The sequence below is a fragment of the Thioalkalivibrio sp. ALJ3 genome (assembly GCF_000377205.1).
Classification (GTDB): Bacteria; Pseudomonadota; Gammaproteobacteria; order Ectothiorhodospirales; family Ectothiorhodospiraceae; genus Thioalkalivibrio.
The window spans coordinates 539,750-551,149 of sequence record NZ_KB897905.1; the positions used below are offsets into that span (position 1 = coordinate 539,750).

Sequence of the window (11,400 nt, forward strand, 5' to 3'; positions counted from 1 at the left end):
TGCGGGAACCTTTTCAGACAACGGTCCGGTTGGGCTCTTGGCCGCCTGCACGTAAATCTCGGCTACGTTTCGTCCCCGATGGCGGCCCGTTCCGTACAACAATCGAAGGGAGATCTTGATGGGCCTGGGTGTGGGACTCGTGGTGCTGGCAGCCTTTTTCTGGGGGCTGTCGGGCGGGATCGGCGGCATCCTGATGGCCGAGGGCTGGGACGCCTTTGTGGTCTCGTTCTACCGCGGCGCCATTGGCCTGTTGTTTGTGCTGATCTGGCTGGCCTGGCGGCCAGGGGGCAGCGGGCTGGGCAGCGCCCGGATGTGGTTCTGGTCGGCCGTGGCCGGCCTGGGTGTGGCCGGCAACTTCGCGTTCTACTTCCTCAGCATCGCGCACGGCAGCGTGGCGGTCGCGGCCACGCTGATGTACTGCGCCCCGGTGTTTGTCTACATCATTTCCTTCGCCCTGAAGCTGGAGACCCCAACCACGCTCAAGCTGGTGGCCATCGCGATGGTCATGGTCGGCATCGTCCTGCTCACCCAGATCTACGACACTGGAGCGGGCGGCGTAACGCTGATCGGTGCCGCTGCCGGCCTGCTGGCGGGCCTGTCCTACGCGATCTTCATCTTCGGCTTCAAGTACGCCGGCCAGCACGGCAGCCCCCAGGCGATTCTCGCGATCGCCTTCGGCGTGCTCGTCATCCTGCTGATGCTGCCCGGCGACAACACCCAGATGGCCGCCGTGCTGACTACCACCGACTGGCCGCTGTTCCTGGCCCTCGGCATCTTCGGCGCCGGCCTGTCGTTCGCCTTCTACATCAACGGACTTCGGACTACCGTCCCCGCCGTCGCCTCGATTGTCGCAATGATCGAGCCGGTCACCGCCACGCTGTTCGGCGTCGTGATCCTGCACGAAAGCCTGGCAATGGTGCAGATCATCGGCATGGCCCTGATCCTGGTCACCGTCACCGCCCTCAGCGTGTCCTCCCGCGCCACCCCGCCCCCCGTCCCCGAGCGGGGCCGCGACGCCGAGTAGCCCGGCATCAGTCCGCGCCGATCGAAGGCGGTTTCCACGGCATCCGAGCGGTATAGCCCGGATGCAGGCTGGCCTCAGCGCTCGTTCAGGCTTTCGCGTGCGGCACGCAGCAGCGGCGCCAGGAAATACTCGATGATCCGGCGATAGCCGGTCTTGATCTCGACGGTGGCCATCATCCCCGGGGCGATGCGGACATCCTCGCCATGAACGTCCACAGTGTCCTTTTCCAGACGCACACGCACCACGAACACGAGGCCCTGGTGTTCATCCTGTACCGCGTCCTGTGATACGTCCGTGACCACACCATCGATCGTGCCGTAGCGGGTGTAGGGGAAGGTCTGCAGTTTCACCTCGGCCTCCTGGCCCGCCCTCACGAACCCGATGTCCTTGTTGGGCAGGGTGGCTTCGACTTCCACTGCGCCATCCTCGGGGACCACGACCATGAGCGGACTGGCCGGCTCGACGACACCACCCACCGTGTGCACGGCCAGTTGTTCCACTGTTCCATCCACGGGGGCGCGCAAGCGTGTCAGGTCATCCAGACGGCGGGCCTTGATCAGTTCCTGGCGCAGGGATTCGGCATCCGATCGTGCCCGGTGCAGGGTGTCCAGTGCCTCGCGGCGGCTCTCCGCCTGCAGGGCCTTACGCTGCTCCCGGACCTCATGCAGTGCCGCTTCGGCCTCGGCGAGACGGGCCCGCTGGGCGGCTAGCTGGTGCGTCGTCTCAATGTAGTTCTGTTCCAGCTCCAGTTGCTCGTGCGCGGCGGCCATGCCCTGGTCCGACAACTGCCGCAGATCCTCGCTGCGGCGCCGGATAATCGGGATGGTGTTTTCCAAGCTGATCACCATCGCCCGCGTGGCTTCCATCTCCTGCTCGCGTCGCGCGGTTTCCGCATTGAGTTGCTGGATGCGCGCCCGGTAGTGATGGACATGCCCGACCAGCACGCGCTCCTCAATCTGCCGGGCGTCTTCCGGGACGGGGTAGTCGGTGTTCAGGAGCGGGATGCCCGCGTCGGTCTCGAGGGCCTCCAGAAAGGCCTCCGACCGGGCGGCCGCCAGACGCGCGGACCGATATTCCACACCCAGGCGTTCCAGGTCGGCACCGGGCAGGGTCGGGTCCAGTTCGATGAGGGTTTCCCCCGCCTGCACGCGTTGCCCGTCACGAACGTGGATGGCATGCACGCTGGCGGTTTCGGTCGCCTGGATGGTCTGGGTGCGGCCATCGGGCACCACACGGCCCTCCGCGACCGCAACGATGTCCATCTGCCCGAGCGTGGCCCAGATCACCGTGAGCACGGCCAGCAGCACGATCACACCCATGATCACCCGCGGTAGCGGGTGGATCGGCGTTTCCTGCAGCGACATCGCCGCGGGCAGGAACTCCTGCTCGTAGGGCTGTCGCCGGGGCGGATCCATTTCCCGGCGACGCGCCCACGCACGCGCGAACACCCGCCGGTAGCGGCCGCCAATGTCACCCCAGGCCTGGCGCAGCATCCCCATCGGTCGCCTCACTCGCGCTGCAGACTCAGCAGGCCGGCATAGATCCCGCCCGGCCGTTGGGCCAGATCGTCGTGCGAGCCCGATTCGACAATCTGCCCATGATCCATCGCGATGATGCGGTCGGCCCTGCGGACGGCGCTCAGGCGGTGGGCAATGATGATGACCGTCCGCCCGCGGGCGATACGCTCCATGTTCTGCTGGATGACCCGTTCCGACTCGTAGTCCAGTGCGCTGGTGGCCTCGTCGAAGATCAGGATGCGCGGGTCATTCATCAGCGCACGGGCAATCGCGATACGCTGGCGCTGTCCGCCGGAGAGGCTCGAGCCGTGCTCGCCAACCGTTGTGTCGTATCCCTCTGGTGTTTCCAGAATGAAGTCATGCGCGCCCGCCAGCCGGGCGGCGGTCATCACCTGCTCCAGCGGGGCGCCGGGGCTGGCCAGGGCGATGTTTTCGCGAATGCTGCGATTGAACAGCATGTTTTCCTGCTGCACGACGCCGATCTGCCGGCGCAGCGAACTGATCTCGGCGACCGCGAGATCAGTGCCATCGACCAGAACACGCCCGCGCTCCGGTACATACATGCGGGCAATCAGCTTCGCCAACGTGCTCTTGCCGGAACCCGAGCGGCCGACCACACCAATCACCTGGCCAGGGGGAATCTCCAGGCTCACGCCACGCAGGACCTCGGGCCCATCGGGGCGATAGCGGAAATGCACCTGATCGAACTCGATCCTTCCCTCCAGTCGCGGCAAGCTGCTGCGGTTGGCAAAGGAGGACTCCGTGGGCGCATTGAGGATGTCGCCCAGACGCTGCATGGAAATCCCGACCTGCTGGAAGTCCGTCCACATATTGGCCAGGCGCATGATCGGCTGGGCGACCCGAGCGGCCAGCATGTTGAAGGCAATCAGCTGACCCACGGTCAGGTCTCCCTCGATCACCAGACGCGCACCCAGCCACAGCGTGCCCACGGTCACCAGTTTGCCCACCAGCGAGATCAACTCGCGCGCGATGGTCGACAGACGGGTCGTGCGAAGTCCGGCGGATACATAGCCGGACAGCTGTTCATCCCACTTCTTGGTGGTCTGCGGCTCCACCGCCATCGACTTGAGCGTGTCGATGCCGTTGATGCTCTCGACCAGAAAGGCCTGATTCTCCGCCCCGCGGTTGAACTTCTCGTGCAGGCGCGCCCGCAGCGGCGGCGTGATCAGCACGGAGATCAGCACGTACAGCGGCAGCGAGGCGAGGACGATCAGTGTCAGCCAGCCGCTGTAAAACAGCATGACCGCGATGAAGACCACGGAGAAGAACAGATCGAGCAATAGCGTGAGCGCGTTGCCCGTCAGGAATTCGCGGATGTTCTCCAGCTCCCGCACGCGCGCCACCGAATCGCCCACCCGCCTCGATTCGAAATACCCCATGGGGAGGTTGATCAGGTGCCGGAACAGACTGGCCCCGAGCTCGACGTCGATGCGGCTGGCCGTGTGCGCCAGCACATAGCTACGCAGGCCGGACAGCACCACCTCGAACACCATGACCGCCAGCAGCCCGATGGCCAAGACGTCCAGCGTGGTCAGGCTGCGGTGCACCAGCACCTTGTCCATCACCACCTGGAAGAACAGGGGTGTGACCAATGCGAAGATCTGCAGGAAGAACGAGGCCAGCAGCACCTCGCCCAGCAGCTTTCGGTGCTTGACCAGCGCGGGCACAAACCAGGTGAAGTCGAACTTGCCAAGCTCGGCCGTCAGCGAGGCCCGCGAGGTGAACAGGATCAGATCCCCCGTCCACAGCTCTTCCAGCGCCTCGCGCGTGATGCGTTCGGCGCGCCCACGACCGGGGTGCTGGACCAGAACGTCCTGTTCCCCGGCGCGCGCCAGCACAAAGAAGCGCCCGTCCACGGCCTGCGCGATGGCGGGCAGCGGCGTGCGATCGAGGCGCGAAAGCGTTGTCCGCACCCGCTTGGACTTCAGGCCGAGATGCCGAGCACCGCGCATGATGTGGTCGCCATCGAACGGCTGGCCATCCGGCGCGAATTCGTGGCGCAGCTGTGCCGGGTTGGCGGCCACGCCATGATACTGCGCCAGCATCGCGAGCGCGGTCAGTCCCGTGTCGATGGCCCCGTTCTCGCTGTGCGAGTCCGGGGCCGCCTTCCCTGGCGAATCCATGCTGCCTCACTGTTATGCCAACGGCATCCTGCCGCTGGCATGCAAAAAGCGGCGGCCCCGAGTCGCGGGCCGCCGGATGTCCTGTGTAGTAAGTGGGGCCGGCGCGTGAGCGCCGCCCCCCACGAAGGGCTACTCGGTCACTGCCATGCGGATGCGACGACGGGCTGTAGCTGCTCCCGGTACGCCTCGGGAATACGGCTCTCGTCGGCCCCCGGCGGGTCGAATGCCGCCATGGCCTGCACCAGGTTGTTCACCTCTGATGCCGTAAGAACCTCGCCACTCGAAAGTTCGACCTGATCCAGGGTCTCGCCCTGCGGCCCGAACCACGAGTCGACCGTGATGCGATCCTCCGTGCCGATAACCTCCACGGACAGATCGCGACCATCCTGCCGGAACCAGAGCTGGTCCGCCGCGATATCCTCGCCCAGGAGCAGCGTGTCCTCGCCCGGGTCGCGGGCGCGCTCCACGATGCGGTCGTGGCCATCGCCGCGTTCGAAGAAGTAGGTATCGCTACCGGCGCCCCCGTGCAGGACATTGTTGCCGCGACCGCCGTGGATGAAGTTGTCGCCGCCTTCACCGCGCAGCACGTTATCACCGTCATTGCCGATCAGGATGTTGTCGAGCTCGTTGCCCCAACCGCGATAATCGCCATCCCCGGTCAGCGTGAGATTCTCGACATGATCGGGCAGGCGGAAATTGGTCTCCGCCTTTACGGTATCGGTGCCCCCATTCTCCTGGGCGATCACCTTGGTGCCCGGATTGCTGACCACATAGGTGTTGTCTCCGTCGCCGCCATACAGGAAGTTGGCGGAGCGCCCGCCCCCGATCAGCACGTTGTTGCCGCTCACGCCATAGAGGTGATTGGGGCGCTCGGTGCCGATGATGATGTTGTCCTCGTCATTGCCACGCCCCACCCGGGCGTCTCCGACCAGCGTCAGGTTCTCCACGTTGTCCGGCAGGGTATAGTCAAACGGGCTGATCACCGTGTCCGTGCCCTGGTTCGGCTTCTCGATGACCACGTCCTCCTCGCTGTTGAGGATGTAGGTGTTGTCACCGCGGCCGCCGGCCATCACGTTCGCGCCGGCCACACCGTTGAGGACATTGTCGCCATTGTTGCCCTGGATGTAGTTGTCCAGCTCGTTGCCGGTGCCGTCGATGTCGGCCGAGCCGGTGAGGATCAGGTCCTCGACGTTGTCGGGCAGGGCATACGTGACCGAGGAACGGATGGTGTCGTGGCCCTCACCGGGCTTCTCGATCACCACGTCGTCCTCGCTGTTGACCACGTAGATGTCATCGCCCGCGCCGCCGATCATGATGTTGGCACCGGCGCGGCCATCGATGTAGTTGTCGCCCTCCACCCCGTTCAGCACGTTGTCCCCGGTGTTGCCGATGATCACGTTGTCGAGTTCGTTGCCCGTACCCTCGAGATCCTCGCCGCCCATCAGCGTCAGGTTGTCCACGTTCTCCGGCAGGGTGTAATCGATGTAGGAGTGGACAGTGTCGTTCCCCTCACCCGGCTTTTCGATCACCACATCCTCATCGCTGCGTACCACGTAGGTATCGTCGCCCGCGCCACCGATCATGATGTTGGCGCCGCCACGGCCGTCGATGTAGTTGTTGCCCTCGACCCCGTTCAGGACGTTGTCGCCGGTGTTGCCGATGAGTTCGTTGTTCAGCTCGTTGCCGGTCCCGTGAAGATTCTCGCTGCCCTGCAGGTGCAGGTTCTCCACGTTATCCGGCAGGACGTAATCGATGTGGGACTCGACCGTGTCGTTGCCTTCGCCGGGTTTTTCGATCACCACGTCATCGGCGCTGTGCACCACGTAGGTGTTGTTGCCGCGGCCTCCGATCATGGTGTTGGCACCCGCCACCCCGTCGAGCCGGTTGTTGCCGGAGTTGCCGATCAGGACATTGTCCAGCTCGTTGCCGGTGGCACTGATCCCGCTGCGGCCCAGCAGCGTCAGATTGTGCAGGTTGTCGGACAGGGCGAACGACACATGCGACTGCACCGTGTTGGTGCCATCCCCCGATTCCGCGATCACCTGATCATCCCGGTGCCGCACCACGAACAGGTTGTCGCCGTCGCCGCCCACCAGCACGTCGGCATCCCGCCCGCCATGCAGCCAGTTGTCGCCGGTCCCGCCGGTCAGGATGTTCTCGCCCTCATTGCCGACCAGGATGGCGTTCTCCTCCCCGCCGGTCAGCTCGTCTCCCTCGGTCGAGCCGAGCTGCAACGCGGACAGGTCGAAGCTATGACCATCGGCGAAACGAAGGGTGTTGATCCGGTGGCGCTCGGAATCGGCGCTACCAAACCAGTTTTCGATGGTGACGCTGTCGCGGCCGTTGCTGTGCGCCAGCACCAGCGAACTGCCCTCCGCACGGATGTCCAGATCGCCGGCGCGGATCTCCGGGCCGAACTCCAGCACGCTGTGACCCTCGTCGCCATGCATCTCGATGATGGTGTTATGACCCTGGCCCACATCGAAGCGGTAGGTGTTGTTACCGGCACCGCCATACAGGATGTCGTCACCCGAACCGGCCCGCAGCACGTCGTCGCCATCACCGCCCAACACCCAGTCGCCACCGGACCCGGCGGTAAGCTCCGCCCCGTCGTTGCTCGCGAACACGATTTCGGACACGGCCGTGCCTTCGCCATCGGCGCGCACCCCGTCCCAGCCGAAGTCGGCCAGGGCCTCCAGCACGGCCGGATCATCACCGGCCTTTGCGAGCCAGTCGCGCAACAGACCATGGGAGTCGAAGCCCATGGGCGAGAGCTGTTCGCCGGTGGCACGCTGCAGTTCCAGAAGATCCGCCACGCCACGGGCCGGGTCGGCATCGAACTGCTGGTTCAGGGCCTCCGTGGTGCCCGCAAAGTCGATAAAGTCGATACGGATGCCGTCTTCATCGAAGACCAGGTCCATCCCTTCCAGATAGGGCGCCAGGTGGGTCTGGCGCATCATCTGTGCATACATAGTGGTCTGCAGGATGTCGAAGCCCGCACGCAGTTCGCGCGAAGCCATGATCCTCGGGTTCGGACTGCCGTGCTGGCGGAACTCCCGCCCCAGGAACGCCTCCAGTGTGGCGACCTTGCGCCCGTCGATATGGGCGCCCCGGCCCTCCGGGTCCACGTCACTGACACCCGCCCACTCGAACAGCAGGTTCTCCATGCGGGCTTCGCGCGCCTTCACGTCGGTTTCGGCCATAAAGGCCTCAACCTCCCCGCGCAACTGTCCGCTCTCGTCCCGCACCAGCGCCTGATGCAGGTCATGCACCTCGCCATAGCCCATCAGGTCGGGCAGGGTGGCAATGTCTTCCGGCACATCCAGGCGCTCACGCGCCTCGGTCTGGGCCGTATCCTGGATGAACCACACGTCCGTCGCCTCGCCTTCGCGGCCGTCGGCCCACTCGAACCGCCCGATCTGGCGGTGCTCGTTGCCGTGCTCGTCCACGTAGGTGGAGTCCGAGTAGCCCAGATCGATGGAGCCGATGCCGACTTCGTCCAGCGTCAGCAGTTCACCCTCGTCCACCACGCCGTTGCCGTTGGCGTCCTGCCACAGGCGCAGGTCGTCCCAGGCCTCGTCGCCCGGGTCGATACGACCATTGCCGTTGGTGTCGTGGATCGCCAGCGCTTCGAATCCGTTCATGGCGGTGACGCCTTCCTCAATCTCACTGGCGTTGCCAAACAGCTCGCTGCCGGTCTCGATCTCCTCGTTCCCGGTCAGGTCCATCGCTAGCAGCGCATCCTCCGGCCCCACCCAGCCGGTGGCCTGCGCAAACCCGTCGCCGTTGTGGTCGAACTGCACCCCGGCATCCAGACCCACCGTAGAAATGCCGTTGCCGTCCAGATCCAGGATGATCGGGGAGGCGTGGGACTCGCCGCGGTTGAAGAAGTCGCGCACGTCGTCGATGAAGTCACCCACGCCTGTGGCAAAATCCCGCAACATCTGCATCGTAGGATCGACCAGCGGCTGAACCAGATCCGCCGCCCAATCCACCAGCGGAGTACTCTCTGGCTGGTCCACTCCGACCATCTCACCGATCACATCGAGATCGGCCAACCGCCCACTCCAGGTTTCGATGCTCTCGGTAGCAGCGTCCAGCTCTTCGCGATTGGTCGCGAATCCTTTAGCAAACTCCAGTGCTTGATGCATCGAAACCATCTTTCCGAGCGTTTCCTTAGCCAACGCAAATTCTCGAGCCGAATCACCTGCAGCATCCAGTGTCCCTTCCCAATAAGCTTGCGCCCCTTCATCGCCCATCAGCTCGAAAGGGATATAAAGCGTCCATGCATCGATCCCGAGATCGTTCTGTTCGAAGGCATGTCTGTGGAAGTCACGCGCCTCAACTGCGGTAATCTCACGATCAACTACAGCTTGATCTGAATCGTCAATAATTCTCTGAAGAGCGTCAAGATACCCTATGGCCATGTCGTTGCGAATCCGATCGACGTCGGCATCCTCATGGGGAACGCCCTCCTCTTCCGCCGCAGCCTGCATATACCTTAAAGCGACCTGACCAGACATCGTGTCGCCCTCTACGACCCCTTTGGCCAACATGGAATACCTGTCACCAAATGAAACCAGGTAGTCATACATGTCCGTCAGCCGACCTTCCGCCTGGAGGCTCCTTGCATAATCCAGATCGCTTTGTGTAAGCGGCGTATGAATCCCTTCAGTGGTCATCAGTCTCTCCCTTTTTGACTGGCCTTATTTATAATTTGGACCCCTGGATTTCGGAATCCCGTTCAAACCCAAGAATAATCCCGCGAACCGCAGCTTTCATTTCACGCCACTCGGAAAGATTGGAACGCGGGTACTCAAAAGAAACCCTCGCGCCCCATTCTGGCAACGTGAACTTGTGGGTGCACCTGCGAACCGAATCGGGATCAGGCATTTCTCCGTTGTAACAACGAACATAATCGGATACGACACCGTTCAGATCGCCTTTCCAATACAAGGCCATGTTCCACGACTTGAACCGCTCGGTTCCCGATCCCGAGGGCTCAGCCCAATAAAGCTCACTCTCGGGATCCACCCCCCGCATCTCATAGCGAATGCCCTTTAGCCGGCGGTACCGGCCCTTTTCTTCATCCCACTCATCAGTGGTCCACCAGCCTTCTTCGAGCCGTTCGATCCTCCCCCGCAATACCGGTGCCCAGTCGCCATGCTCTAGCCTGCGCTCGTGAGAGTACTCGCCTTCATCGGAAAAACCATTGAATGCCGTGACACCAATCAGGAGCCACACATCGCCATCAGGGTCCTCTTTGGTACGGTAACTGGACCGCGTCTCCGGGGTTCTGGGAGCCATGTCTGGCCAGCGAACGTATAGGGAGAAGGCCTGCGCATCGTCCTCGAAGGTACGCTCATCGGGCTTCGGCGTATCCGGGCCGCGCGGGGCCCAGGTGCTCTGGTCCTTGTATTCGATGCCGACCAGCGCGAGATAATTGGACGGGATCGCAATCGGCACACCATTGATGTTGGCCTTGCGGATCGGGACCGGACGCTCCTCGACCAGCGGCGGGGGCTCCCCATAAAGCTGGCGCCAGGCTTCGGGTACGCCATGCTCGATCAGCAACGGTCGGGCGATACCCGACCACAGGGCCGAAGCGACAATCCACAGCAGAACCAAAACCCCGACCAGCAGGCCGACTCGGCCCCAAGCGGTTCCGAGCCAACGAGGACCCCGCTTACCGCTCATGGTAGGTTCCTTCCCGGCAGGGAAAGCCGGAGCCGGCGCCCGTGAACGGGCATGCTGGATCATCCAGGCGGGAACGGAGGGTTGTAGCAAACGCGGTGCCGATCCGAGGCGAAGTCATGGCTTATCCCTGTCCATGAGTGATGGATTGAAAGACTGCCGGCCTCAGGCGACCCTGTCAAAGTTGCTGCCGAAGGTCTGCGCGTTGGCGGCAGGGCGCACCAGCGCCTGATGCAGGTCATGCACCTCGCCATAGCCCATCAGGTCGGGCAGAGTGGCAATTTCCTCCGGCACATCCAGGCGCTCGCGCGCTTCGGTGATGGCCGTATCCTGGATGAACCACACGTCCGTTGCCTCACCTTCGCGGCCGTCGGCCCACTCGAACCGCCCGATCTGGCGATGTTCGTTGCCATGCTCATCCACGTAGGTGGAGTCCGAGTAGCCCAGATCGATGGAGGCAATGCCGACTTCATCCAGGGTCAGCAGTTCACCCTCGTCCACCACGCCGTTGCCGTTGGCGTCCTGCCACAGGCGCAGGTCGCCCCAGGCCTCGTCGCCCGGGTCGATGCGGCCATTGCCGTTGGTGTCGTGGATGGCGAGCGCCTCGAAGCCATTCATGGCCGTCACGCCTTCCTCAATCTCGCTGGCGTTACCGAACAGCTCGCTGCCGGTCTCGATCTCCTCGTTCCCGGTCAGGTCCATCGCCAGCAGCGCATCCTCCGGCCCCACCCAGCCAGTGGCCTGCGCAAACCCGTCACCGTTGTGATCGAACTGCACGCCGGCCTCCAGGCCCAGCGTGGAAATGCCGTTGCCGTCCAGATCCAGAATAATCGGAGAAGCGTGGGACTGCCCACGATCATATCTAGCCTGAACATCATCAACTTTCTTATCCGTGCTACTCCCCGTCACAAAATCGAAGACGGAATCCCACCCCGGGAAGAGCTTTTGTGATATGAGACCAAGGCCAACGGACGCTGCCACTGCCGCCGCAAGGGGGGCCACCATGGCCCCACCCGCGATG

Annotated in this window: 5 protein-coding genes and 1 pseudogene; 1 reads left to right on the forward strand and 5 read right to left on the reverse strand. The window is 63.7% G+C overall.

Features of this window, described 5'->3' with window-relative positions; genetic code table 11:
• Window positions 1–118 precede the first annotated feature (118 nt).
• A complete protein-coding gene (locus C935_RS0102635) occupies window positions 119–1,024 on the forward strand; it encodes a DMT family transporter (protein WP_018860961.1) in 906 nt (301 codons plus the stop codon).
• Window positions 1,025–1,098: 74 nt separating this feature from the next.
• Here the strand turns inward: C935_RS0102635 and C935_RS0102640 are convergent, their stop codons facing one another.
• From C935_RS0102640 to C935_RS0102665, 5 genes and pseudogenes are all read right to left on the reverse strand, one after another.
• Window positions 1,099–2,523, reverse strand: coding sequence for an HlyD family type I secretion periplasmic adaptor subunit (locus tag C935_RS0102640; RefSeq protein WP_018860962.1), 1,425 nt, complete (start codon window positions 2,521–2,523; stop codon window positions 1,099–1,101).
• Window positions 2,524–2,531: 8 nt separating this feature from the next.
• Window positions 2,532–4,685, reverse strand: a complete 2,154-nt coding sequence (locus tag C935_RS0102645) for a type I secretion system permease/ATPase (protein ID WP_018860963.1) — start codon at window positions 4,683–4,685, stop codon at window positions 2,532–2,534.
• Between the two features lie 137 nt (window positions 4,686–4,822).
• Complete coding sequence (locus tag C935_RS0102650; RefSeq protein WP_369771388.1) at window positions 4,823–8,635, reverse strand: calcium-binding protein; 3,813 nt, start codon at window positions 8,633–8,635, stop codon at window positions 4,823–4,825.
• 760 nt (window positions 8,636–9,395) lie between these two features.
• Window positions 9,396–10,382, reverse strand: coding sequence for a hypothetical protein (locus C935_RS0102660; RefSeq protein ID WP_018860965.1), 987 nt, complete (start codon window positions 10,380–10,382; stop codon window positions 9,396–9,398).
• A gap of 213 nt (window positions 10,383–10,595) precedes the next feature.
• A pseudogene (locus C935_RS0102665) lies at window positions 10,596–11,288 on the reverse strand (calcium-binding protein); the annotation flags it as partial.
• Window positions 11,289–11,400 lie beyond the last annotated feature (112 nt).